This is a genomic window from Pseudomonas sp. MWU318 (assembly GCF_016756945.1).
Classification (GTDB): domain Bacteria; phylum Pseudomonadota; class Gammaproteobacteria; order Pseudomonadales; family Pseudomonadaceae; genus Aquipseudomonas; species Aquipseudomonas putida_A.
On record NZ_JAESJL010000003.1, the window covers coordinates 200,567 to 224,396 of the forward strand.

Consider the following 23,830-nt stretch of genomic DNA (forward strand, 5'->3'; position numbering starts at 1 on the left):
CGGAAAAGGTCAGATCAAGGTTTTACCATGGCGCACGAAGGTCGGTTTGACCACTCGTACCGGATACCACTTGCCACGGATTTCCACTTCGGCGCGGTCGGCGGTAGCCATCGGTACACGCGCCAGGGCAATCGATTTGCTTAGCGTAGGAGAGAAACTACCACTGGTGATCTCTCCTTCGCCAACATCGGCGATACGAACCACTTGATGGGCGCGCAAAACACCGCGCTCCTCAAGCACCAGACCCACCAGTTTGTGCGCAACGCCGGCGGCTTTTTCCGCCTCCAGCGCCGCACGACCGATGAACTGCCGCGAAGCCGGTTCCCAGGCGATGCTCCAGGCCATATTGGACGCCAGCGGCGAGACATCCTGATGAATGTCCTGGCCGTAGAGGTTCATCCCGGCCTCGACCCGCAGCGTGTCGCGGGCGCCGAGGCCGATCGGTGAAATGCCGGCACCGACCAGATCGTTGAAAAACCCCGGCGCCTGATCGGCCGGCAAAGCGATTTCCAGGCCATCCTCACCGGTATAACCGGTGCGGGCGATGAACCAGTCGCCATCGACGTGAGCTTCGAACGGTTTGAGATGTTTGATCAGTTCAGCGCGGGACTGGGTCACCAGTTCGGCAATTTTCTGCCGGGCCTGCGGGCCTTGAATGGCGAGCATCGCCAGATCCTGACGCTCATGCAATTGCACGTCGTAACCGGCGACCTGCGCCTGCATCCACGCCAGATCCTGGTCGCGAGTGGAGGCGTTGAATACCAGACGATAACGGTCTTCGAGGCGATAGACGATCATGTCGTCGACGATGCCGCCACGCTCGTTGAGCATCGTGCTGTAGAGCGCGCGGCCGGGGCGGTGCAGGCGCTCGACGTCATTGGCCAGCAAATGCTGCAGCCAGGCCTTGGCCTGTGGGCCATCGACGTCGATAACGGTCATATGGGAAACATCGAACACCCCGCAATCGCGGCGCACCTCGTGGTGTTCCTCGACCTGCGAGCCGTAATGCAGTGGCATGTCCCAACCGCCAAAATCGACCATCTTCGCGCCGAGGGCGAGATGCAGGTCATACAGAGGCGTACGCTGTCCCATGGGTTTCTCCTTCCGGGCGTGGCGAAGGTGCGGACAGCCGCTGTACGGGATGAAAGCCGCGAAATAGAAGGCTTTCAGCCGATTTCAGCGAACGGGTCTGTCAGACGAACCGCACCGAATGCCGCGCATTGTAGCCGCATGATTCAGGACTGACGACTAAGTGTTTCGGTGCGCCGAGCGGCGGATCAGGCCGATGACCGGTAACAGGCCGACCAACACCAGGGTCAGCGCCGGCAGCGATGCCCGCGCCCATTCCCCTTCACTGGTCATTTCGAAGATCCGCACCGCCAGCGTGTCCCAGCCAAACGGGCGCATCAGCAGGGTCGCGGGCATTTCCTTGAGCACATCGACGAACACCAGCAACGCCGCACTCAGTGTGCCGGGCAGCAACAGCGGCAGATACACTTTGAAAAACAGTCGCGGCCCACTGACACCCAGACTACGTGCCGCTTCGGGCAATGAAGGCCGTATACGCGCCAGACTGTTTTCCAGGGGCCCGTAGGCCACCGCGATAAAGCGCACCAGATAGGCCATCAGCAACGCCGCCAGACTGCCCAGCAGCAATGGTTTGCCGGCGCCGCCGAGCCAGCCCGAAAGCGGAATCACCAGTTCGCGGTCGAGATAACTGAACGCCAGCATGATCGATACCGCGAGCACCGAACCCGGCAGTGCATAACCAAGATTGGCCAGACTGACCCCGGAACGGATCGCCGGGGTCGGCGCCAGACGTCGGGCAAACGCCAGCAACAGCGCGACGCTGACGGTGGTCAACGCCGCCATGCCACCCAGGTACAGGGTGTGCAGAATCAACCCGGCGTAACGCTCATCGAGGTCGAAGCGCCCGCGCTGCCAGAACCACACCAGCAATTGCAGCAGCGGAATCACGAACGCGCAGGCAAACACCAACGTGCACCAGCCAGTCGCCGCGAATGCCTTGAGCCCGCGCAGCTTATACAGCGCCTTGACCCGAGGGCGCTCGTTGCTCGCCCGGTTGGCGCCACGTGCGCGCCGCTCGCCGTACAGCACCAGCATCACCACCAGCAGCAACAGGCTCGCCAGTTGCGCCGCGCTCGGCAGGCTGAAGAAGCCGTACCAGGTCTTGTAGATGGCGGTGGTGAAGGTGTCGAAATTGAACACCGACACCGCGCCGAAATCCGCCAGCGTCTCCATCAGCGCCAGCGCCACACCGGCGCCAATCGCCGGCCGCGCCATCGGCAACGCCACCCGCCAGAACGCCTGCCATGGCGATTGCCCGAGTACTCGCGCCGCCTCCATCAGGCCTTTGCCCTGCGCAAGAAACGCGGTGCGCGCCAGCAGGTAGACGTAGGGATAAAACACCAGCACCAATACCACAATCACCCCGCCGGTAGAGCGCACGCGTGGTAGGCGCAAGCCGCTGCCGAACCATTCGCGCAGCAGGGTTTGCACCGGGCCGGCGAAGTCCAGCAAACCGACGAAGACGAACGCCAGCACGTAGGCCGGGATGGCGAACGGCAGCATCAGAGCCCAGTCGAGCCAGCGTCTTCCGGGGAATTCGCAGAGGCTGGTGAGCCACGCCAGGCTGACACCGAGCAGCGTCACGCCGACGCCGACGCCGAGCACCAGCGTCAGGGTGTTGCCCAGCAGGCGCGGCATCTGGGTTTCCCACAGGTGCGACCAGATCTGCTGATCGATGGTCTGCCACGACAGCAGCAGGACACTCAGGGGCAACAGCACCAGCGCGGCAATGGCGAGGACGATGGGGTACCAGCGGCGTTGGGCGGGGTGGGCCACTTTTGGGACTCTGAGGGGTGGTTGGTGGTTCTGATTCAGGTGTTTCAGCTCGAGATTGCTGCCCTCACCCTAACCCTCTCCCGGAGGGAGAGGGGACTGAACGTGGTGATCTTTCGATTTACGCCGACCTGATACATCGAGCCGAGCTCCAGTATTGAAAGCCATGGAGATCGGCTCCCTCTCCCCCCGGGAGAGGGCTGGGGTGAGGCCAGCGATCTTGAGCGAACACAGCGACCGGCAAATACTCAGTTCCAACCCGCCCGATCCATCATCCGGATCGCTTCCGCCTGACGCTTGCCCGCCACTTCCACCGGCAAGGTGTCAGCGACGAACTTGCCCCACGCCGCCACTTCTTCCGAAGGCTTCACTGCCGGGTTGGCCGGGAACTCCTGGTTGACGTCGGCGAAGATCTTCTGCGCTTCAGGCGTGGTCATCCACTCGACCAGGGCCTTGGCGGCTTCCGGGTGCGGTGCATGCTTGGTCAGGCCGATACCCGACAGGTTCACGTGTACGCCGCGATCAGCCTGATTCGGCCAGAACAGTTTCACTGGCAAATCCGGCTTCTGCTTGTGCAGGCGCCCGTAGTAGTAGGTGTTGACGATGCCGACGTCGCACTGCCCGGCGTTGATCGCTTCCAGCACCGCGACATCATCGGAGAACACGTCCGTGGACAGGTTGTTGACCCAGCCCTTGAGGATCTTCTCGGTCTTCTCGGCGCCGTGCGTTTCGATCATGGTCGCGGTCAGCGACTGGTTGTAGACCTTCTTCGCCGTGCGCAGGCACAGGCGCCCTTCCCAATTCTTGTCGGCCAGCGCTTCGTAGGTGGTCAACTCGCCTGGTTTCACCCGTTCGGTGGAATAGGCGATGGTCCGCGCGCGCAGGCTCAGACCGGTCCAGGCGTGGCTGGAGGAGCGGTATTGCGCGGGAATATTGGTATCGATGGTTTTCGAAGTGAATGGCTGGAGGATGCCCATCTGCTCGGCCTGCCAGAGGTTGCCGGCATCGACGGTGAGCAGCAGGTCGGCGGTGGCGTTTTCGCCTTCGGCCTTGATCCGCTGCATCAGCGGCGCTTCCTTGTCGGTGATGAACTTGATCTTCACCCCGGTTTTCGCGGTGTAGGCGTCGAACACCGGTTTGATCAACTCATCGATACGCGAGGAGTAGACCACCACCTCGTCGGCGGCCTGGGCGGCAGTGCTGCCGATCAGGGTCAGGGCCAGTGCGGTCAGGAGACGCTTGGGTGCCAACATGGGAGTGATCTCTCGGTCGGAAAATGTGGGCCAAATGATAAGGACTCACATTTACCACCTCAATCGAACTCTTTTCCAAGGAGTTACCAGATGTTGCACGGGGCAACACATCCCCTGTAGGAGCTGCCGAGTGAAACGAGGCTGCTCCTACAGGGAGTGTTATCGATTCAGGGTTTGGCGAGCGCGGGGAGGTCGCCTGTTAGGCCTAGTGCTTCGCGAACAAAGAGAGCCTTGGCCTCCGGCATCTGCTCCACCAGCTTCAACCCGGCATTACGCAACCAGCGCACCGGCAACGGGTCAGCCTGGAACAAGCGCTCGAAGCCCTCCATCGCCGCCATCAATGCCAGGTTGTGCGGCATGCGCCGACGCTCGTAACGACTCAGCACTTTCACGTCCGCCAGCCGTTCGCCGCGTTCCGCCGCCTGCAACAACACTTCAGCCAGCACCGCCGCATCGAGGAAACCCAGGTTCACACCCTGCCCGGCCAACGGGTGAATGGTGTGCGCCGCATCGCCGATCAGTGCCAGGCCTTCGGCTACATAGCGTTTGGCATGGCGTTGACGCAAGGGCACGCACAGCCGTGGATCAGCACTGACGACTTCGCCCAGGCAACCTTCGAAGGCTCGCTCCAGTTCACGGCAGAATGCCGCTTCATCCAGCGCCATCAGGCGCTCGGCTTCACTCGGTGTGGTCGACCAGACGATCGAGCACCAGTCCTGCTGCCCGTCACGCTCCAGCGGCAGAAACGCCAGCGGCCCGTGATCGGTGAAACGCTGCCAGGCGGTCATCCGGTGCGGCTTGCTGCTGCGCACGCTGGTGACGATGGCGTGGTGCAGATAATCCCACTCGCGAGTGGCAACGCCGGTCAGCCGGCGCACCGCCGAATTGGCGCCGTCCGCAGCAATCACCAGCGGCGCACGCAACTGGCGACCGTCGGCCAGGGTCAGCAGCCAGTCGTCACCGGAGCGGCGCATCTGTTCCAGACGTGCGTTGGCCAGCATGCCCAGATCGCAGTCGTGCAAACGATCGAGCAAGGCATCCTGCACCACGCGGTTTTCGACGATATGGCCGAGCACTTCGGCATGCACACTGCTCGCCGAGAAATGAATCTGCCCGGTGCCGCTGCCGTCCCACACGTGCATGTCGGTGTACGGGCTGCTGCGGCGCTTGGCGATGCCGTCCCAGACGCCAAGGCGTTCGAGTATCCGCCGGCTGGCCGCCGACAAGGCGCTCACTCGCGGCTCGAACGGCGCGGCGGCGTCGAACGGTTTGACGCTCAGCGGGCTGCCGTCGAGCAGCAACACTTCCAGGCCGCTGTCCTGCAACGCCAACGCGAGGGCGCTGCCGACCATTCCGGCTCCGACAATCAGCAGATCTGCGCGCATTTCCATGCTTTAAGCCTGTCTCGCTGGCGGCATGCGCCGCCCGTAAAAGGTTTTAGCGAGCGCGCCAGTTGGCGGCGCGCTGCTGAAAGTGAAAGTGCCGACCCGCCGCTCAAGCATCCGGCCGCGTCCCCAGCCCCATGGCCTGACGAGCAAACCAGCGCTTGGCCGGTGGCAACAGATCGAGACCGAGCAGGCCGATGTTGCGGCCCAGCGAGACCAGCGGCTGGGTGCTGCCGAACAGTCGGGTGACCTGATCGGAGAAGCCCACGGTGAGCTCCTGATCCAGACGCTGCCGCTCGCGATAGGCCTGCAAGGTGGCGAAGTCGCCCAGCGGTTTGTCGCTGGCGAGCAGTGCGGCGGCCAAGGCATCGGCGTCGCGCAGGGACAGGTTGAAACCTTGTCCGGCAATCGGGTGCAGGCTGTGCGCGGCATTGCCGAGTACGGCCAGATGCGAGCGTACTTGCTCCTCGGCCTCGACCAGCGACAGCGGATACAAATGCCGCGCGCCGACCTGTTTCAAGGTGCCGAGGCGGTAGCCGAACACGCCTTGCAGTTCGCTGAGGAAATCGCGCTCGCTGAGGTCTGCCAGGCGTTGCGCATCCATGCCCAGGCGGGTCCAGACCAGTGCGCAACGGTTGTCCGGCAGCGGCAGCAAGGCCATCGGCCCTTCGTCGGTGAAGCGCTCGAAGGCCATGCCGTTGTGTGATTCGCTCGGAGTGATGTTGGCGATCAGCGCGCTCTGGTTGTACGGACGCTTGCGCACATTGATGCCCAGTTGCTCGCGCAAACCGGAACGGCCGCCATCGGCCAGCACCGCCAGATCGCACTCGACGGTGGTTTCATCGTTGAGGGTCAGGCGATAGCCGTCGGGCAGCGGCTCCATGCGCGTGACTTCCGCCGGGCAGCGCCAGCTGATCACGTCTTTGTCGAGGTGCTGCCACAGGCACTGGCCGAGCCAGGCGTTTTCCACCACGTAGCCGAGCGCTGGCACGCCTTCTTCCATCGCCGACAGACGGGCGGTGGAGAAGCGACCACGGTCGGATACGTGAATCTGTTTGATCGGCTCGGCGCGGCGGGAAATCTCCTGCCAAACGCCAAGCCGTTGATAGATCTGCCGCGAACCGAAGGACAGCGCCGACGAACGCGCGTCGTAGCTCGGCTGCCAGCTGTCGCCGGGGGCGAACGGTTCAATCAGGACGATTTTCCAGCCACGCGCCTTGGCCCCGGCCTGCAAGGCCAACGCCAGACTGGCGCCGACCAGGCCGCCACCGATGATTGCCAGATTGACTCGACTCATGCCGCGTGTGTCCGTGCTTGCGCCATCAGCGCTTCGATCTCGGCGACGGTTTTCGGTACGCCGCTGGTCAATATTTCACAACCGGTCTTGGTCACTACCACGTCATCCTCGATGCGCACGCCAATGCCGCGCCATTTCTTTGCTACGTTCTGGTTGTCCGGGGCGATATAAATGCCCGGTTCCACGGTCAGCGCCATGCCGACCTCCAGCACCCGCCATTCGCCGCCGACCTTGTACTCGCCAACGTCATGTACATCCATGCCCAGCCAATGACCGGCACGGTGCATGTAAAACGCTTTATAGGCTTCGGTCACGATCAACTCATCGACCTCGCCTTGCAGGATTCCGAGCTTGACCAGGCCTGCGGTAATCACCCGTACCGTCGCTTCGTGCGCCTGGTTCCAGTTTTTGTTCGGGGCGATTTCAGCGAACGCGGCTTCCTGCGAAGCCAGCACCAGTTCGTAAATCGCTTTCTGCTCGGTGGAAAACTTGCCGTTGACCGGCCAGGTGCGGGTGATGTCGCTGGCGTAGCAGTCGATCTCGCAACCAGCGTCGATCAACACCAGATCACCGTCCTTAAGCAGCGCGTCATTCTGCTGGTAATGCAGGATGCAGCTATTGCGCCCGGCAGCGACGATCGAACCGTAGGCCGGCATCTTCGCCCCGCCCTTGCGGAACTCGTAATCGAGCTCGGCTTCCAGGCTGTACTCGTAAAGCCCGGGCCGGCTGGCCTGCATCGCGCGGATATGCGCCTGAGCGGAAATCCGTGCGGCTTCGCGCATCACCTTCACTTCTGCCGCCGATTTATACAGGCGCATGTCGTGCAGCAGATGATCCAGGGCAACGAATTCGTTCGGTGGCTGGGCGCCGAGGTGCGCCTTGGAGCGGATCACGTTGATCCAGTCCATCAGGTGCCGATCGAATTCCGGGTTGCTGCCCATCGCCGAATACACCCGGTCGCGACCCTCGATCAGGCCCGGGAGGATGTCGTCGATGTCGGTAATCGGGAACGCGTCGTCAGCGCCGTAATCACGGATTGCACCTTCCTGCCCTGCGCGCAGGCCGTCCCATAACTCGCGTTCGGCGTTGCGCTCACGGCAGAACAGTACGTACTCGCCGTGCTCGCGGCCGGGCATCAGGACGATGACGGCTTGCGGCTCGGGGAAACCGCTGAGGTACTGGAAGTCGCTGTCCTGACGGTAGACGTGCTCGACGTCGCGGTTGCGGATCGCGACTGCGGCGGCGGGCAGGATCGCGATGCTGTTGGGTTCCATCTGCGCCATCAGGGCCTTGCGGCGACGGCTGTATTCCGCTTTGGGGATATGGGTCATGGGCAGATGGCTTTCCCTGGCACGCGATTAATGCAGCGACGGCTTGGCGGCTGGCGGCACGTCGGCTTTCTTGGTTTCCGAGAACAGCAACAGCGGCGCGACGCGCAGGTACTCCATGACTTCCATGTAGTCGCTTTCGCCGTCTTCGGATTCTTCCAGAGCGTCTTGCACCTGGGAGATCGCCGCCAGATCCTGCAGCACTTCGGTGGCTTCGGTGCTGAGCATGCTGCTGTCGCGGCAGTTCAGGCCGAAACCGCTGAGGAAGCCCTGGCACCATTGGCCCAGTGCGGCGGCGCGGTCGGCCAGCGGCGCGTCATCGGTCGGCAGCAGCAGAACGACGGTGACGTCGCTACCGGTCAGCTCGCCCTTGACCATTTCTTGCAGGCCAATCAGGGCGTTGCGGACGTTGTCCTGGATGTCGCCTTCGAGCAGTTCGGCGGCGTCGATCAGCCAGCCTTCGTTATCGAAGCCGGCACCGGCGCAGCTGCGGCCGAGCAGCAGGCCGTGCAGTTCGGCAGGCGAGACGTTGTGGCCGCTGGAAGTCAGCAGGGTGGCAAAGGCTTGGTACGGGGAATTCGCAATGGTCATGGGCAGCTAGGCGCCAGACGGCGCTATGTCTAGAATGAAGGCCTTGTATCCTACATCGACAGACTCGCCAAGACTATTAAAGGCTGTCCGCCAGCCAGGCGCCTGCCGCCCATCAGATGAATTCAGTGGACACAATGGAAGACACCGACCTGCAAGCGCTGATGGCCAGACTCGAAAAGCTGATTAGCCGAGTCGAGCAACTAAAGAGTCAAAACGCACTCTTACTAGCTCAGGAAAAGACCTGGCGCGAGGAACGCGCTCACCTCATTGAAAAAAACGAAATCGCTCGGCGTAAGGTCGAATCGATGATTTCGCGCCTCAAGGCCCTGGAGCAAGACTCATGAGTTCAAGCAATAGCGTTACCGTGCAGATCCTCGACAAAGAATATTCGATCATCTGCCCCCAGGAAGAACGCAGCAATCTGGTCAGCGCCGCCCGCTACCTGGATGGCAAGATGCGCGAGATCCGCAGCAGCGGCAAAGTCATCGGCGCCGACCGTATTGCGGTAATGGCCGCGCTGAACATCACCCACGACCTCTTGCACAAAGAAGAGCGCCCGGACATCCAGGCCAGCGGCTCGACCCGTGAACAGGTGCGCGACTTGCTCGATCGTGTCGATCTGGTGCTGGCCGACGATCCGGACATCAGCAAGGGCTGATTCGCCAGGCCGCTTGAGGTATACTCGCGGCACTCCCTGGGGTGCTTGCCAGTTGACGATGTCCCTGAGCCGATTTGCACTACCCTGGAGGTTGCACGTTGGGCTGGTGTGCATGTCCGCCAGACGGAAAGCCTTAAAGTCTACTGCATCCTCCACCTTGAACTTTCGGGTTCAAGGGCTAAGTTGACAGCGGTTCATCCGGGGAGCCTGATTCGAATCCGATGCCGGTTTTTGCCGGCATCGGATTTTTTATGCGTGCGTTTTCGCCCTCACCTGCCGAAGCCGAACCATGACCGAACCTGCGCTGCTGCCCCGCCCGCAACTCCGCCGCCTGCTGCGCAAGGCGCGTCGTTCACTGACTCCCGGTGAACAACGACAAGCCGCCAAAGGCCTGTTCCGCCAACTGGCGCAAGACCCGCACTTCCGCCGGGCCCGACATATTTCGCTTTATCTGCCCACCGACGGTGAAATCGACCCGCGTCTGCTGCTGCGTGAAGCCCAGCGTCGCGGCAAAGCCACGTATCTGCCGGTGCTAAGCGCCTGGCCGCGAACCAAAATGGTGTTCCAGCGGATTCGCCCCGGCGACAAGCTCAAGCCCAATCGCTTCCGCATCCTCGAACCGCGGGCCAATCTGGCTCATCAGCGCAAGATCTGGACCCTGGATCTGGTGCTGTTGCCACTGGTGGGGTTTGACGATGTTGGCGGACGCCTGGGGATGGGCGGCGGATTCTACGATCGCAGTCTGGCGTACCTGGCCCGGCGCAAGAACTGGCGCAAGCCGACGTTGCTGGGCCTGGCCCATGAATGTCAGAAGGTCGAACGCCTGGCGCAGGCCAGCTGGGATGTACCGTTGCAGGGCACGGTCACCGATAAGGCGTGGTATTTCGCAGGATAGACGCCGCGCAGATCAGCGGCGTCGGGAAGGCAGTTTCAGCGTTTGAAAGCGGTCGACTGTTGAACCTGTTGCGCGACTTCAACCGGAGCATCGGTCTTGCTCGTCCACAGACTTTGCGCGTAACCGGTGGTCACGACGCCAAGGCCGAACAAAATAACCAAAGTCCATAGCAAATCCGGTTTGCGTTTCATCGATTGCCCCCCTCAAGGCACATCATCACGATGACAGCAGCGGTTTCCATTCGTAGGCCGTGCAGCAGCGTCAAGCTTTAAAGGCCGGCATTTTGCGACAACGTGAACCCGGGCGCAAACGCTGACGTCAACCGACCGTCGGTTTGTCATAAAATTGCCCGACAACCTGCCCAATCACCGCTTGAGGAGCAAAAGACATGGCCTATTGGCTGATGAAATCCGAGCCCGACGAACTCTCGATCAAAGATCTGGAGAAACTCGGCAAAGCGCGCTGGGACGGGGTTCGCAACTATCAGGCGCGCAATTTCCTGCGGGCGATGGCGGTGGGCGATGAGTTCTTTTTCTACCACTCCAGTTGCCCGGAGCCGGGTATCGCCGGAATCGGCAAAATAATCGAGGCGGCGTACCCGGATCCCACCGCACTGGAACCCGAGAGCCATTACTTCGACCCGAAGGCCACACCCGAGAAAAACGCCTGGAGTGCGATTGATGTGGCACACGTCGAGACGTTTGCCCGGGTGCTGAAGCTTGATTACCTGAAACAGCAGACCGCACTGGCCGAAATGCCGCTGGTGCAAAAAGGCAGTCGCCTGTCGGTCATGCCAGTGACGGCCGAACAGTGGGCCGCCGTGCTCGGCTTGCGCTGAGAACTTGCCGGTCACGGTTTTTACCGACAAAAGGGGCTAGGCTTGACGCTCATTTGACTGACATCAAGCGAACGGAACGCTTGAACAGTCAGACTGCAAGCCACTGCCGCAGGATGCCCCCATGTCGACGCACAGCCGTTCTTCACTTCTATACGCCGGTTCGCTCCTGGTGTTACTCGCCGCCGCTGGCGGATTAGGTTACTGGATGTCCATCAGCAGCCGCCTGGTCGAAGGACTGTCGATGGGCAACGGGCGGCTGGAAGCCACTGAAGTGCAGATCGCCAGCAAGACCCCCGGGCGCCTCGCCGAGGTGCTGGTCGACGAAGGCGACAAGGTCAGCAAGGGCCAACTGCTGGCGCGTATGGACACCCGCACCCTCGAAGCCCAGCGCAATCAGGCAGAAGCCGAAGTGTTGCGCGCTCGGGAAAATCTCAACGCTGCTCAGGCCAACGTGCAATTGCGCCAGAGTGAACTGCTGCTGGCCCAGCAAGAACTCGGCCGCTCGCAATCACTGTTCAAGCACGGTTACGTCAGCGCGCAGATCATCGATCAGTTGCAGTCACGCATCGGCACTGGCAACGCTGCCGTTGTCGCCGCCCGGGCCCAGGTGTCTGCTGTCAGTGCGGCGATTGGCGCGGCACAGGCTCAAGTCGCACAGTTGACCAGTGAAATTGACGACAGCAGTCTGCGCGCGCCGATTGATGGCGTGATCCAGCTGCGCATGGCCGAACCCGGCGAAGTGCTGGGGGCCGGTGGCCGGGTCTTGCTGCTGATCGATCCCAACGACCAGTACATGAACCTCTATCTGTCAGCCGCGGTGGCCGGGCGCCTGGCGGTGGGCGATGAGGCGCGCGTGCTGCTCGATGCTTTGCCCGATAACCCGCTGCCGGCAAAAATCAGCTTCGTCGCGGCCAAATCGCAGTTCACCCCCAAAGAGGTCGAGACCCGCGACGAGCGGCAAAAACTGGTGTTCCGCGTCAAGCTGCGCCTGGTTCAACCCAGCGCCGTGCCGCAGGCCAAACCCGGCATGCCGGGGGCCGGCTACGTGCGGATCGCGCCCGTCGAATGGCCGGCCAATCTGCAATGAGCGGCCTTGCGGTGCAAGCAACCGGTATCGCCCACCGCTACGGTAAACAGCAAGCGCTGAGCGACATCGCCTTCAGCCTGCCCGCCGGTACGCGCTGCGGGCTGATCGGCCCCGATGGTGCGGGCAAGTCCAGTCTGCTGGGATTGATTGCCGGCGTGAAGACCCTGCAGCAAGGGCAACTGGAGGTGCTCGGTGGCGCGATCGAGGATCGCCGGCATCGCGACACACTCTATGCGCGCATCGCCTTCATGCCGCAGGGGCTGGGCGGCAACCTGTACCCGGAGCTGTCGATCCGCGAGAACATCCAGTTCTTCTCGACGCTGTTCGGCCTGTCCAAGGCTGAAAGCGAGCAGCGCATGCACAGCCTGTTGCTCGCCACGGATCTGCTGAAGTTCGCCGAGCGCCCTGCCGGCAAGTTGTCCGGTGGCATGAAGCAGAAACTCGGGCTGTGCTGCGCGCTGATCCATGAACCGGATCTGCTGATCCTCGATGAGCCGACCACCGGCGTCGACCCACTCTCGCGCCGGCGCTTCTGGGAGTTGGTCGACGATGTGCGACGCCAGCGCCCGCAACTGACGCTGCTGGTCGCCACGGCCTATATGGAAGAAGCCGAGCAGTTCGAGCATTGCCTGATGCTCGATGCCGGCAAGTTGATCGCCACCGGCCTGAGTCGTGAGCTGGCGACCGTCACCCCCAGCGGCAAACTCGATGACGCCTTCACCCACTTCCAGGGCGACAGCCAGCATGACGCTCAACCGCTGGTGATTCCACCGCGCACCGGCACCAGCAGCGACATCGCCATCGAAGCCCACGACCTGACGCTGCGCTTCGGCGATTTCACCGCTGTGGATCACGTCAGTTTTGCCATTGGGCGTGGCGAGATTTTCGGCTTTCTTGGCTCCAACGGCTGCGGCAAGACCACCACCATGAAGGTCCTGACCGGGCTGATGCCGGCCAGTGAAGGCAGTGCGACGCTGCTCGGCAACCCGGTGAACGCCAAGGATCTGGCCACGCGCAAGCGGGTCGGCTTCATGTCGCAGAGTTTTTCGCTGTATGGCGAACTCAGTGTACGGCAGAACCTCGAACTGCACGCGCGGCTGTTCGACCTGCCCAAAACCGAGAGCGCACAACGCATCGAAGCATTGATCGAACGCTTCAATCTGCTCGCCGTCGCCGACCAGCCATCCGGGGCATTGCCATTGGGGCTGCGCCAGCGTCTGTCACTGGCGGTGGCGGTGCTGCACCGCCCGGAGGTGCTGATTCTCGACGAGCCGACTTCCGGCGTCGATCCGGCAGCCCGTGATGATTTCTGGCGACTGTTGATCGAGTTGTCCCGTGAACAAGGCGTGACGATCTTCCTCTCCACGCACTTCATGAACGAAGCGCAGCGCTGCGACCGCATCTCGCTGATGCACGCGGGCAAGGTCCTCGCCTGCGACACCCCGGCGGCGCTGCAACGCCAGTTCGCCGGGGACACGCTGGAAGCGGCCTTCGTCACTTGCCTGGAACAGGCTCAGGGCGCTCAGCCATCAGCGCCTGTGGCCGAACCGCAAATGGCGCCGCCGAGCGCAGCGACAACACCGCTGCCCCGTCACGGTTTCAGCCTCGGTCGCCTGTTGGCCGTGGCCAGTCGCGAAGGCAAGGAGCTGCTGCGCGACAAAGTGCGCATGGCGTTCGCCTTGGCCGGGGCGATTTTCATGATGGTGATCTTCGGTTACGGCATCTCGCTGGACGTGGAAAACCTCGCGTTCGCCGTGTACGACCAGGATCAGACACCGCAAAGCCGAGCTTATCTGGAGGCGTTTCGCGGCTCCCGGTACTTCGACGAACAGCCGGCCATTCATGACCCGCAGGAACTGCACCGGCGCCTGCAACTCTCGGAAATCAAACTGGCGCTTGAGATTCCCCCCGGATTCGGCCGCGATCTGTACGCCGGGCGCCAACCCGCTGTGGCGGCGTGGCTGGATGGCGGCATGCCGTTTCGCGCCGAAACCAGTCGTAACTATGTTGAAGCCGTGCACCTGGGCAACCTGCAACAGCTGGCCGAGCAGAGCAGCCCCGCGCTGGCCCACCCGGCGGCCGCCAGCCTCGAGACCCGCTTTCGCTACAACCAGGACGTGGTCAGCGTCAACGCTATTGGCCCCGGGGTCATGGCGCTGATCCTCGCCTTCATTCCGGCGATGCTCACGGCGCTGGGCATCGTCCGCGAAAAGGAGTTGGGGTCGATCACCAATTTCTACGCCACGCCCCTGACCCGCCTCGAATTTCTGCTGGGCAAACAGGCGCCGTACCTGCTGGTCAGTCTGGTCAACTTGGCGCTGCTGGTGGCGATGAATCGCTGGCTGTTCGGCGTGCCGTTCAAGGGCAGCCTGCTGACGCTGGCATTCGGCGGCCTGCTGTACGTGCTGGCGACCACCAGCATGGGCCTGCTGATCTCGGCGTTCACCCGCACGCAAATTGCCGCGATCCTCGGCACTATGATCATCACCAGCCTGCCGACCATCCAGTTCTCCGGGCTGATCGTGCCGCGCTCTTCACTGGAGGGCGCGGCAGCGATTATGGGCATGCTGTTTCCGGCGGGGCACTTCCTCGACATCGCGGTGGGTACGTTCACCAAAGCGCTGGACTTGCGTCAGCTGTGGCCACAGTGCCTGGCGCTGCTCGGGTTCTTTGTCGGATTCACCGGGCTGAGCCTGATCATGCTGAAAAAGCAGGAGGCCTGATGCACAAGTTCGCGCACATCCTGCGCCTGGGACTCAAGGAACTGACCAGCCTGCGCCATGACAGCGTTTTGCTGCTGTTCCTGTTCTACGCCTTCACCGTAGCGATCTACATGCCCGCCGCCGGTTCGGTGATCGGCGTGCACAACGCCAGCGTGGCCATCGTCGACGAAGACCACAGCGCCCTCTCACGCCAATTGGCCCAGGCCCTGCAGCCACCAGAATTCCAGACGCCGGTGTTGTTGCCTTATGCGCAACTGGATCAGGTCATGGACAGCGGTCAGTACACCTTCGTCATCAACATCCCGGCGGGCTTTCAAACCGACCTGCTGGCGGCGCGGCAACCGGCGATTCAGGTCAACGTCGATGCCACCGCCATGAGCCAGGCGTTCATGGGCGCCGGCTACATCAGCCGGATCTTCCAGCGCGAACTGCTCGACTATGCCGGTCAGGGCAACGCAGCAGCCAAGGCACCCGTGCTACTGACCACCCGCGCGCTGTTCAACACCAATCTGGAGGGTGGCTGGTTTCTGGCGGTGATTCAGATCGTCAACAACATCACCATTCTGGCGATCATCCTCACCGGCACGGCGCTGCTGCGCGAACGCGAACACGGCACGCTCGACCATTTGCTGGTGCTGCCACTGACGGCGCTGGAAATCATGCTGGCGAAAATCTGGAGCAACTTGCTGGTGGTGGTGTTGTGCACCTGGCTGTCGCTGGAGGTGGTGGTCAAAGGCCTGCTGGATGTGCCGTTGGCCGGCTCGATGAGCCTGTTTTTGCTGGTGACTGCGGTTTATCTGTTTGCCAGTACCGCGCTGGGCATCTTTCTGGCGACGCTCGCGCGTTCGACGCCGCAGTTCGGCCTGCTGGCGATTCCGGTGATCATCCCGATGTTGCTGCTGTCCGGCGGCAGCACGCCATTGGACAGCATGCCGCAGTGGCTGCAATGGGTCATGCAGGGCTCGCCGTCCACGCATTTTGTCAGCCTCAGCGCCGCGATTCTGTTTCGCGACGCCGGGCTGAGCGTGGTCTGGCCGGACTTGCTGGCGCTGACGGCCATCGGCCTGCTGTTCTTCGTTATCGCATTGGCGCGCTTTCGCAAAAGCCTGGCGTCCTGAACAGCGGCCAGCGTGGTTACTGAATGATCAGGTTGTTGAACAACAGATCTTCAACCACCGGTTTGCCGGTCTCGTCATTCATCACTTGCTGGGTCTGCTTCAGGGCTTCCTGACGCAGCTTTTCCTTGCCTTCGATGCTGCCCATCGCCTCGGTGGTCTGCTGAGTGAACAGCGCCACCAGTTGATTGCGGATCAGCGGCTCGTTGGCCTTGACCAGTTTGGTCGCCTCTTCGCCCGTCACACGCAGCGCCACGTCGGCCTTGTAGACCTTCAGCTTCGGTGTGCCGTCCAGCCCGTAGTTGCCCACGAACGGCGGGCTCAGGGTGATGTAGTTGACCTTCGGCGCCTCGCCTTCTTTGGCTTCTTCGGCCAGCGCTGCCACAGGCAGAGACAGGGCCAGCAACAACATGATCCACGCTTTCACAATTCGCTCCTTATCCGGTTTGCGGCCTAGCATAACGACCCGCCGCGCAAGCACAAGCTTATGGCTGACTATCAGGGTCGGGCATGCTCGTTGACCCGTTGACTGACACACCTACACTTATCGGCCATCACTCCCAAAGGAATAGCCCTGATGAAAGCCGTGCTGTGCAAAGCCTTCGGCCCTGCCGAATCGCTGGTGCTGGAAGACGTCGCCAGTCCTGTCGCGAAGAAGAACGAAATCCTGCTGGAGGTGCACGCCGCCGGGGTCAACTTCCCGGACACGCTGATCATCGAGGGCAAGTATCAGTTCAAGCCGCCCTTCCCGTTCTCCCCCGGAGGTGAAGCGTCCGGTGTGGTCAGCGCCGTCGGTGAGAAAGTCAGCCACCTGAAAGTCGGTGACCGGGTCATGGCCCTGACCGGCTGGGGCAGCTTCGCCGAACAGGTCGCGGTGCCGGGTTACAACGTGCTGCCGATCCCGCCGTCGATGAATTTCAACACCGCCGCCGCGTTCAGCATGACCTACGGCACTTCGATGCACGCCCTCAAACAACGGGCCAACCTGCAACCGGGCGAGACCCTGCTGGTGCTCGGCGCCTCCGGTGGCGTCGGCCTGGCGGCAGTGGAAATCGGCAAAGCCATGGGTGCCCGGGTCATCGCCGCCGCCAGCAGCGCGGAAAAACTCGCGGTGGCCAAGGCTGCCGGCGCTGATGAACTGATCAACTACAGCGAAACCAGCCTCAAGGACGAAATCAAACGCCTCACCGACGGCCAGGGCGCTGACGTGATCTACGACCCGGTCGGTGGCGACCTGTTTGACCAGGCCATCCGCGCCATCGCCTGGAACGGACGGCTGCTGGTGGTCGGCTTCGCCAGCGGACGCATTCCCGAACTGCCGGTCAACCTCGCGCTGCTCAAAGGCGCAGCGGTACTCGGCGTGTTCTGGGGCTCCTTCGCCCAGCGCCAGCCACAGGACAACGCGGCGAACTTCCAGCAACTGTTCGCCTGGTTCGCCGAGGGCAAGTTGAAACCGCTGGTGTCGCAGGTGTATCCGCTGAGCAATGCGGCGCAGGCGATCAACGATCTGGGGCAGCGCAAGGCGGTGGGCAAGGTGGTGGTGCAGGTGCGCTGAAACCGTAGTCTGTTTCAGCCGCCGGGCGATGGGGCCGCGTCGCCCGGCAACAGGTGCTCCTGCACCTTCAGGCTGCGGGACGGAATCAACCGTCCCTTGTCATCGAAGCGCAGGACGATCAGCCAGTCGAAGACCTCATCCGGCCATTTTTCCTGGCCCATCAGCGCCGTGGGGTCGCCGCCAAAGGCCTTGAGCAGTTTATTGATGTGGCCATGGTGCCAGGCGATCAGTACCGTCTGCGCCTGATTGCTCTTGCGCAACAGTTTGACCAGTTGATGCAGGTCGCCATTGACGTAGGGCTGTTCGATCGCAAGGTTCAAGCGCTGGGCCAGCGGGGTCAGGGTCAGGCGTGAGCGCGAACTTTCCGGGGTGTCGCCGGCAGCGATCAAACGCTGGGGGGTGAGCGCTTGTCCGTCGAGTTTCAGCGGATTGAAATAGTCAACGTAAGCGGCGGCGCGCTGTTCACCTCGGGCATTGAGCACCGAGCCCGTATCCGGTTTTTCCGCATGCCGAATGATCAGCACCGTGGCGTTGCGCAGACCGGAATGGGCGGGATGATCGGTGACGATCAATGTCAGCAACACGACGGCAAGTCCCGCTGCCACCAAAAATCTCGGCACCAACATGCGAACCTTCAGTGACATTTCTTATCTCGGCTGATCAATCGGCTGAACGGACCGCGAGTCTAAGTCACCCCATGTTGATAAGTGGTGAAAACGCCCTGTTCTTACAGCTGAGCGACAGGTTCGTAAAAGAACATGCGACTTCCAACATTTTCCGCTGTTTTGCTGATGCGAACCGGTGCTATTTTCGGTAACGAAACTGTAACATTCGCATCCGCAGTCAAAACAAGAATTCTGGAGCTCTTGAATGTTTGCTTTCTTTCGACCTGCCGCACATCAGGCTCCATTGCCTGAAGAAAAAATAGACAGTACTTACCGACGCCTGCGCTGGCAGATATTCGCCGGTATCTTTTTCGGTTACGCCGGTTACTACCTGCTGCGCAAAAACTTCTCGCTGGCCATGCCGTACCTGATCGACGAGGGCTACACCCGGGGTCAGTTAGGCGTGGCAATGTCAGCCATCGCGATTGCTTACGGCTTGTCGAAGTTCTTGATGGGCCTGGTGTCCGATCGTTCCAACCCGCGTTACTTCCTGCCGTTCGGCTTGCTGATCTCGGCAGGTGTGATGTTCATTTTCGGTTTCGCACCGTGGGCCACGTCCAGCGTGACCATGATGTTCATTCTTTTGTTCATCAACGGCTGGGCTCAGGGCATGGGTTGGCCGCCGAGCGGTCGCACCATGGTGCACTGGTGGTCGCAGAAAGAGCGCGGCGGCGTGGTGTCGGTGTGGAACGTGGCGCACAACGTGGGTGGTGGCCTGATTGGTCCATTGTTCCTGCTTGGCATGGGCCTGTTCAATGACTGGCATGCGGCATTCTACGTGCCGGCTGCAGTGGCCCTGGGTGTGGCGGCGTTCGCGTTCATGACCATGCGCGACACCCCGCAATCGGTTGGCCTGCCGCCAATCGAGCAGTACAAGAACGATTACCCCGAAGGCTACGATGCCAGCCACGAAGACGAATTCAGCACCAGGGAAATCTTCGTCAAGTACGTGCTGCGCAACAAAATGCTCTGGTACGTGGCCATGGCCAACGTGTTCGTCTACCTGCTGCGTTATGGCGTACTGGACTGGGCCCCGACGTATCTGAAGGAGGCCAAGCACTTCACCGTGGACACCACGTCGTGGGCGTACTTCTTCTACGAGTGGGCCGGTATTCCAGGCACGCTGCTTTGTGGCTGGATGTCAGACAAGATCTTCCGTGGCAATCGTGGCCTGACGGGCATGGTATTCATGGCGCTGGTCACCGTGGCGACGCTGGTCTACTGGCTCAACCCGCCGGGCAACCCGACCATCGACATGATCGCGCTGTTCTCTATCGGCTTCCTGATCTATGGCCCGGTGATGTTGACCGGTTTGCAGGCGCTGGAACTGGCACCGAAGAAAGCCGCCGGTACGGCAGCAGGCTTCACCGGCCTGTTTGGTTATCTGGGTGGGTCGGTCGCGGCCAGTGCAGCGATGGGCTATACCGTGGACCATTTCGGCTGGGACGGCGGCTTCGTGCTGCTGGTAGGCGGCTGCATCATGGCGATGATTTGCCTGGCTCCGACCTTGTGGCACAAGAACGTCGCCAGTCAGAGCCGTGAGGCGCTCGCCTGATCGACCTTTGATTTGCAGCGTTTGAGCCGCGCCTCCAGATTTCGATCCGGCATGGCGTGGCTGCGCAGGGCGTTGACGGTCTGCTCGACATAATCGCGAGTGGTGCCGTAGCGCCCGCAAGCGCTTTCGAACACCTGGCTCAGCACATGATCCGGCAAGTTGCCGGCATAGCTGGGCAGGTGTCGCTCCAAAACAAACCCTAACGCCTGAACCTGACTGCCATCTTCGAGCCGGCAGTTGAGCCAGTGTGGGCGATAGGACGGGAACGGCATTTCGCGTTTCCATAGCGCGTACAGCGCCGCGTCGAGGTTTTCTTCCGGCAGCCGATAAGCGAAGCCGCTGCATGAACCGCCGCGATCCAGACCAAACACCAGCCCGGGCATTTCCGGCGTACCGCGATGCTCGTGCGACCACAGGTACAAGCCGCGGTGGTAGCCATGCACCCGCCCGCGCACCCGCTCCACCGCCGTGCACTCCGGACGCCAGATCAGCGAGCCGTAGGCGAACAGCCACACCGGCCCGCCCTTGTGGCGCGCCATGGTCGATTGCATCGAGACGAGAAGTTGTTCGTGGGTCAGCTGCGGCCCCAGATCGAGCCGCGGAGGATAAGCCAGATTCACAAAAGCAGATTCAATGGCTGTCATGACGGAAGTGTTCGGCCCCGCAAGTATTACAAGATGTAAGCACAATTCGCTTGATAGAACATATAGCAGTAACTGTAAAACGAAAAGTGCTAAAGGATGTATGACCTGCCCGATAGCGCTAATTGGGGATTATCAGCCCGGCCATGCGGTTTTATATAGCCTAATACCATTGCAGAAATATCTTAAATACCCGAATGAAATATGCATAAGCCTTCGCTTGTTCAGGTTTCGTTCATGAAGGCGCGGGAAACTTCCTACTAAAATATCGGACTTTCTTTCTTCTCCGTCGCTGAACGCCTACGTATAACGGCCTTCCTCTGGCGCAAGCCATCCCGTTTAACTGAGGCTGCACTATGAAAATCCCAAGACTTCTGACCGCATTGCTGATGGCCCAGACCAGCCATGCATTGGCCGAGGACGATGCACAAGACAAGGGTTTCTGGTATGCCCAGACCAGTGTCTACACCCGACATTATTCGCCTGACCCCGAACACAATAATCATCAAGACTTGATCGGCATCGAACGCAATCAGGCTTCCGGGTGGGTCTTTGGCGGGGCAACTTTCCGCAACTCGTTCCGCCAGCGCTCGAACTACGCCTACGTCGGCAAGCGCTATGACAGCAGCGAGTACCCGCTGTATCTGAAAGTCACCGGTGGGCTGTTGCAAGGTTATCGCGGTGATTACAAGGACAAGATTCCTCTGAACCGTTACGGCGTTGCGCCGGTGATCATTCCGTCCATCGGAACTCACTATGGCCCATTGGCCGCCGAGCTGGTATTTCTCGGCGCCAATGCGGCGATGGTGACTAGCGGCGTGCGTTTCTAGGGGCGGGACTCAAACGCGCAGCTCAAACGCACGGCTCAATTCGCGCGGGTCAAGACCGAGGCGCATACGCAAATACATCGGCGCGCATCTGGTGCGCATCCATCCCGGCTTCCACCAGCGCATCCAGAGTCCCGTAGACCATCGCCGGCGAGCCGCTGGCGTACACATGCAGGGACTTCAGATCGGCGAAGTCTTCGCATACGGCCTGGTGCAACATCCCGCAGCGCCCTTCCCAACCGCACTGATCGCTGACGACCTTGTGCAGGAACAGATTGGGCAGCTTCAGCCATTCGTCCCAATGCTCGATGTCGTAGAAATCTTCCGGACGGCGCACGCCCCAATACAGATGCACCGGGTGTTTGAAACCGTTGGCGCGGCAGTGTTCGATCAAACTGTGGATCTGACCCATGCCGGTACCGGCGGCGATCAGCACCAGCGGCCCCTCTGGCAATTCGGCGAGGTGCGTGTCGCCGAACGGCAGTTCGACGCGCACCAGCGGGTTGCGCTGCAGTTGCTCGATCAGGCTCAGTGCACTGGCTTCGCGGGCCAGCACGTGGATTTCCAGATCGCGCCCGCCGTGCGGCGCCGAGGCCATGGAGAACGCCGACTTCTCGCCGTTTTCACGCTCGATCATCAGGTACTGCCCGGCGTGATAACGCGGCGGCTTGCCGGCCGGCGCACGCAGACGCACGCGCCAGGTGTCGCCACCGACATCCCGGCATTCGATGACCTGACACGACAGGCTGCGCACCGGCAGTTCTCCCAGCGCGAGCACGCCATCCCACAGCAGGACGCAGTCTTCCAGCGGCTCGGCTATGCAAGTGTAGAACTCGCCGTGGTCGTGCACCTTGCCGGCCTGCTCGACCCGGCCTTCCACCAACAGCGCCGCACATACGTGGCAATTGCCATTGCGACAGCTTTGCGGGCAGTCGTAGCCCAGGCGCCGCGCACCATCGAGAATCCGCTCGCCGGGCCGTATCTCAAGCACTGCTCCGGAGGGCTGCAGGGTTACACGCATCAATCTATTCCTAACTGATTCCAGATGGCATCGATCCGCTGGGTGACGGCGTCGTCCTTGACGATCACACGGCCCCACTCGCGAGTGGTTTCGCCCGGCCACTTGTGGGTGGCATCCAGGCCCATTTTCGAGCCCAGGCCGGACACCGGCGAGGCGAAGTCGAGGTAGTCGATCGGCGTGTTGTCGATCATCACCGTGTCGCGCTTGGGGTCCATGCGCGTGGTGATGGCCCAGATCACGTCGTTCCAGTCCCGGGCGTTGATATCGTCGTCAGTGACGATAACGAACTTGGTGTACATGAACTGTCGCAAAAACGACCAGACACCGAGCATCACGCGCTTGGCATGCCCCGGATACGACTTCTTCATCGTCACCACAGCCATGCGGTACGAGCAGCCTTCCGGCGGCAGATAGAAATCGGTGATCTCCGGGAACTGCTTCTGCAGGATCGGCACGAACACTTCGTTCAGCGCCACGCCGAGAATCGCCGGCTCATCCGGCGGACGGCCGGTGTAGGTGCTGTGATAGATCGGTTTGATCCGGTGGGTGATGCGTTCGACGGTGAACACCGGGAAGCTGTCGACTTCGTTGTAGTAACCGGTATGGTCGCCGTACGGGCCTTCGTCGGCCATTTCGCCCGGATGAATCACCCCTTCGAGGATGATCTCGGCAGTGGCCGGCACTTGCAGGTCGTTGCCACGGCACTTGACCAGCTCGGTACGGTTACCGCGCAACAGGCCGGCGAAAGCGTATTCGGAGAGGCTGTCCGGCACCGGCGTCACGGCGCCGAGGATGGTCGCAGGATCGGCGCCCAGCGCCACGGAGACCGGGAACGGCTGGCCCGGATGCTTCTCGCACCACTCACGGAAGTCCAACGCACCGCCACGGTGGCTGAGCCAGCGCATGATCACCTTGTTGCGGCCGATCACTTGCTGACGGTAGATACCGAGGTTCTGACGATCCTTGTTCGGGCCTTTGGTGACAGTCAGACCCCAAGTGATCAGCGGGCCGACGTCGCCGGGCCAGCAGGTCTGCACCGGCAGCATCGCCAGGTCGACGTCGTCGCCTTCGATGACCACTTCCTGGCACACCGCGTCTTTGACGACTTTCGGTGCCATCGAGATGATCTTGCGGAAGATCGGCAGTTTCGACCACGCGTCCTTCAAGCCCTTCGGCGGCTCCGGCTCCTTGAGGAAAGCCAGCAGCTTGCCGATCTCGCGCAGCTCGCTGACCGACTCGGCGCCCATGCCCATGGCCACCCGCTCCGGGGTCCCGAACAGGTTGCCAAGCACCGGAATGTCGTAGCCGGTCGGCTTCTCGAACAGCAGCGCCGGGCCCTTGGCCCGCAGCGTACGGTCGCACACCTCGGTCATTTCCAGCACCGGCGAGACGGGAATCTGGATGCGTTTCAACTCTCCGCGCTGCTCAAGCTGCTGCACGAAATCCCGAAGATCCTTGAATTTCATTGACGATGGCACCCTCAAAATAGGCGTACATCCTACCTGCTATGCAGCCCTGTGGCAGCCTGTCGCTG

23 protein-coding genes and 1 other RNA gene are annotated in these 23,830 nt (G+C 61.7%); 11 read left to right on the top strand and 13 right to left on the bottom strand.

Annotation, left to right across the window (positions count from 1 at the left end; genetic code table 11):
* Positions 1-9: 9 nt before the first annotated feature.
* From gcvT to JN524_RS09005, 7 genes are all read right to left on the bottom strand, one after another.
* On the bottom strand, positions 10-1,092 hold the full coding sequence (gcvT, locus tag JN524_RS08975) for a glycine cleavage system aminomethyltransferase GcvT (protein WP_202369133.1): 1,083 nt from the start codon (positions 1,090-1,092) through the stop codon (positions 10-12).
* A 156-nt stretch (positions 1,093-1,248) separates the two neighbouring features.
* Positions 1,249-2,865 carry an ABC transporter permease subunit gene (locus JN524_RS08980; RefSeq protein ID WP_202369134.1) on the bottom strand — a complete coding sequence of 539 codons (1,617 nt, stop codon included), beginning with the start codon at positions 2,863-2,865 and terminating at the stop codon, positions 1,249-1,251.
* Between the two features lie 245 nt (positions 2,866-3,110).
* Entirely contained in the window at positions 3,111-4,115 is a 1,005-nt protein-coding gene (locus JN524_RS08985; protein WP_202369135.1) for an extracellular solute-binding protein, read from the bottom strand.
* Between the two features lie 167 nt (positions 4,116-4,282).
* Positions 4,283-5,500 carry a 2-octaprenyl-3-methyl-6-methoxy-1,4-benzoquinol hydroxylase gene (locus JN524_RS08990; RefSeq protein ID WP_202369346.1) on the bottom strand — a complete coding sequence of 406 codons (1,218 nt, stop codon included), beginning with the start codon at positions 5,498-5,500 and terminating at the stop codon, positions 4,283-4,285.
* A gap of 109 nt (positions 5,501-5,609) precedes the next feature.
* On the bottom strand, positions 5,610-6,797 hold the full coding sequence (gene ubiH, locus JN524_RS08995) for a 2-octaprenyl-6-methoxyphenyl hydroxylase (RefSeq protein ID WP_103368194.1): 1,188 nt from the start codon (positions 6,795-6,797) through the stop codon (positions 5,610-5,612).
* Positions 6,794-8,128, bottom strand: coding sequence for a Xaa-Pro aminopeptidase (gene pepP / locus JN524_RS09000; protein WP_202369136.1), 1,335 nt, complete (start codon positions 8,126-8,128; stop codon positions 6,794-6,796). The genes ubiH and pepP overlap by 4 nt, the downstream gene beginning before the upstream one ends.
* 27 nt (positions 8,129-8,155) lie before the next feature.
* Entirely contained in the window at positions 8,156-8,716 is a 561-nt protein-coding gene (locus JN524_RS09005) for a YecA/YgfB family protein (protein ID WP_202369137.1), read from the bottom strand.
* A gap of 134 nt (positions 8,717-8,850) precedes the next feature.
* On the opposite strand from JN524_RS09005, the gene JN524_RS09010 reads away from it, so the two are divergent.
* From JN524_RS09010 to JN524_RS09025, 4 genes are all read left to right on the top strand, one after another.
* Entirely contained in the window at positions 8,851-9,060 is a 210-nt protein-coding gene (locus tag JN524_RS09010) for a TIGR02449 family protein (RefSeq protein WP_047597101.1), read from the top strand.
* Positions 9,057-9,374 (top strand): cell division protein ZapA, encoded by a 318-nt coding sequence (locus JN524_RS09015; RefSeq protein ID WP_007967943.1) that lies wholly within the window; start codon positions 9,057-9,059, stop codon positions 9,372-9,374. Before JN524_RS09010 ends, JN524_RS09015 begins: the two co-directional genes overlap by 4 nt.
* A 30-nt stretch (positions 9,375-9,404) precedes the next feature.
* A non-coding RNA gene (gene ssrS / locus JN524_RS09020) (6S RNA) lies at positions 9,405-9,583 on the top strand.
* A gap of 80 nt (positions 9,584-9,663) precedes the next feature.
* Entirely contained in the window at positions 9,664-10,269 is a 606-nt protein-coding gene (locus JN524_RS09025) for a 5-formyltetrahydrofolate cyclo-ligase (RefSeq protein ID WP_095137625.1), read from the top strand.
* A gap of 35 nt (positions 10,270-10,304) precedes the next feature.
* Here JN524_RS09025 and JN524_RS09030 read toward each other — a convergent pair whose 3' ends face one another.
* A complete protein-coding gene (locus tag JN524_RS09030; protein WP_003229308.1) occupies positions 10,305-10,460 on the bottom strand; it encodes a hypothetical protein in 156 nt (51 codons plus the stop codon).
* A 197-nt stretch (positions 10,461-10,657) separates the two neighbouring features.
* On the opposite strand from JN524_RS09030, the gene JN524_RS09035 reads away from it, so the two are divergent.
* The 4 genes from JN524_RS09035 (at position 10,658) to JN524_RS09050 (ending at position 16,035) form a co-directional block, all read left to right on the top strand.
* Positions 10,658-11,107, top strand: coding sequence for an EVE domain-containing protein (locus JN524_RS09035; RefSeq protein WP_003229310.1), 450 nt, complete (start codon positions 10,658-10,660; stop codon positions 11,105-11,107).
* A 121-nt stretch (positions 11,108-11,228) separates the two neighbouring features.
* On the top strand, positions 11,229-12,194 hold the full coding sequence (locus tag JN524_RS09040) for an HlyD family secretion protein (protein ID WP_202369138.1): 966 nt from the start codon (positions 11,229-11,231) through the stop codon (positions 12,192-12,194).
* Positions 12,191-14,917, top strand: a complete 2,727-nt coding sequence (rbbA, locus tag JN524_RS09045; RefSeq protein ID WP_202369347.1) for a ribosome-associated ATPase/putative transporter RbbA — start codon at positions 12,191-12,193, stop codon at positions 14,915-14,917. The genes JN524_RS09040 and rbbA overlap by 4 nt, the downstream gene beginning before the upstream one ends.
* Complete coding sequence (locus JN524_RS09050) at positions 14,917-16,035, top strand: ABC transporter permease (RefSeq protein ID WP_202369139.1); 1,119 nt, start codon at positions 14,917-14,919, stop codon at positions 16,033-16,035. The genes rbbA and JN524_RS09050 overlap by 1 nt, the downstream gene beginning before the upstream one ends.
* 16 nt (positions 16,036-16,051) lie before the next feature.
* Here JN524_RS09050 and JN524_RS09055 read toward each other — a convergent pair whose 3' ends face one another.
* On the bottom strand, positions 16,052-16,459 hold the full coding sequence (locus JN524_RS09055; protein WP_027610485.1) for a flagellar basal body-associated protein FliL: 408 nt from the start codon (positions 16,457-16,459) through the stop codon (positions 16,052-16,054).
* A 150-nt stretch (positions 16,460-16,609) separates the two neighbouring features.
* Between JN524_RS09055 and JN524_RS09060 the strand changes: the two genes are divergently transcribed.
* Complete coding sequence (locus JN524_RS09060; protein WP_202369140.1) at positions 16,610-17,587, top strand: NADPH:quinone oxidoreductase family protein; 978 nt, start codon at positions 16,610-16,612, stop codon at positions 17,585-17,587.
* A gap of 14 nt (positions 17,588-17,601) precedes the next feature.
* Here the strand turns inward: JN524_RS09060 and JN524_RS09065 are convergent, their stop codons facing one another.
* Positions 17,602-18,231 carry a flagellar basal body-associated protein FliL gene (locus JN524_RS09065; RefSeq protein ID WP_202369141.1) on the bottom strand — a complete coding sequence of 210 codons (630 nt, stop codon included), beginning with the start codon at positions 18,229-18,231 and terminating at the stop codon, positions 17,602-17,604.
* A 226-nt stretch (positions 18,232-18,457) separates the two neighbouring features.
* Between JN524_RS09065 and glpT the strand changes: the two genes are divergently transcribed.
* Complete coding sequence (gene glpT / locus JN524_RS09070; RefSeq protein WP_202369142.1) at positions 18,458-19,807, top strand: glycerol-3-phosphate transporter; 1,350 nt, start codon at positions 18,458-18,460, stop codon at positions 19,805-19,807.
* Here glpT and JN524_RS09075 read toward each other — a convergent pair.
* On the bottom strand, positions 19,783-20,451 hold the full coding sequence (locus JN524_RS09075; RefSeq protein WP_202369143.1) for a gamma-glutamylcyclotransferase: 669 nt from the start codon (positions 20,449-20,451) through the stop codon (positions 19,783-19,785). The genes glpT and JN524_RS09075 overlap by 25 nt on opposite strands.
* A gap of 353 nt (positions 20,452-20,804) precedes the next feature.
* Here JN524_RS09075 and JN524_RS09080 point away from each other — a divergent pair, with 353 nt between their 5' ends.
* Positions 20,805-21,278, top strand: a complete 474-nt coding sequence (locus JN524_RS09080; RefSeq protein WP_202369144.1) for a sn-glycerol-3-phosphate transporter — start codon at positions 20,805-20,807, stop codon at positions 21,276-21,278.
* A 49-nt stretch (positions 21,279-21,327) separates the two neighbouring features.
* On the opposite strand, the gene JN524_RS09085 is transcribed toward JN524_RS09080, so the two are convergent.
* A complete protein-coding gene (locus JN524_RS09085; RefSeq protein ID WP_202369145.1) occupies positions 21,328-22,296 on the bottom strand; it encodes a CDP-6-deoxy-delta-3,4-glucoseen reductase in 969 nt (322 codons plus the stop codon).
* Positions 22,296-23,762, bottom strand: coding sequence for a 4-hydroxy-3-polyprenylbenzoate decarboxylase (ubiD, locus tag JN524_RS09090; protein WP_003229330.1), 1,467 nt, complete (start codon positions 23,760-23,762; stop codon positions 22,296-22,298). Before ubiD ends, JN524_RS09085 begins: the two co-directional genes overlap by 1 nt.
* Positions 23,763-23,830: the final 68 nt, after the last annotated feature.